The sequence below is a fragment of the Pseudovibrio sp. POLY-S9 genome (assembly GCF_001431305.1).
Lineage (GTDB): Bacteria > Pseudomonadota > Alphaproteobacteria > Rhizobiales > Stappiaceae > Pseudovibrio.
Genome location: NZ_LCWX01000126.1, coordinates 6632 through 7652, shown reverse-complemented (window position 1 = coordinate 7652; position 1021 = coordinate 6632). Strand labels below are relative to the sequence as shown.

At 44.7% G+C, this 1021-nt stretch carries 1 protein-coding gene; it reads left to right on the top strand.

All coding sequences use genetic code 11. The features are described from left to right. Nucleotides 1-49 precede the first annotated feature (49 nt). Nucleotides 50-1021 (top strand): SDR family NAD(P)-dependent oxidoreductase (locus PPL9_RS10705; protein WP_082596730.1); only part of this gene is annotated, 972 nt, incomplete at its 3' end.

Below are 1021 nucleotides of genomic sequence, written 5' to 3'. Positions count from 1 at the left end.
AACTAAGCAACCCATAACCACCTCCTAGTTTTAACGAGTTTTTAGAGACATGTTTAATCGTATCCTCATCACTGGCGGTTGTGGCTTTATCGGCTCGAACCTGGTCAGAACACTCGCATCTGAGGTGGCAGCTCACGAAATCTTGGTTTTGGACAGTGAAGTCACAGGAAACGCAAGCTCGTTAGGTGGCGTACCTCATTATTTTATCCATGGGGACATTAGGGATCAATCAGTTCTTGAGGATGCGATAAAAGGCGTCGACGCGGTCATACATTTAGCTGCTGATACGCGTGTAATAGATTCCATTGAAGATCCTATCTATAACTTTGACGTCAATGTAAAAGGTACATTGAACCTTTTGGAAGCTATGCGAAAACAAGGTGTTAGAAGCCTTGTTAATGCGTCAACTGGTGGCGCAATTATTGGAGATGGCCCCCAACCAGTCCACGAAAGCATGCCAGCATACCCAGCTTCAGCCTATGGTGCATCAAAAGCTGCTGCTGAGGCTTATTGTGCAGCTTATTCACAGAGTTACGGAATGGATATCACGTCGCTACGCTTTTCAAATGTCTATGGGCCTCGTTCTATCCATAAGGGCAGCGCAATCGCGATGTTTGTTAGATCAATTCTTATGGGTGAGCCATGTCAAGTGTATGGTGATGGTAGCCAAACCAGAGATTTCGTGTTCGTTGAAGATCTTTGTCAGGGCATCCTTCAGTCACTGAAATCTAAACATAATGGGGTTTTTCAGCTTGGCAGCGGAAAGCCAACTTCGATCAACGAAATTATTGGCATTTTAAAAATAGTTTCGGGCCAAAATGATGCGCTAAGAATTGCCTATCATGGTTTTAGGGCAGGCGAAATTCTCCATAACTTCGCTGATATTAGAAAAGCTCGGAGAGACTTGGGCTTTATGCCTCAGACTGACTTAATTACTGGTATCCAGAGAACATGGGACTATTTTCAGAATAAGTTGAGCGCTTTGCCAATCAGTGATGAGCGTGGAGTGCCCCAGCATGCA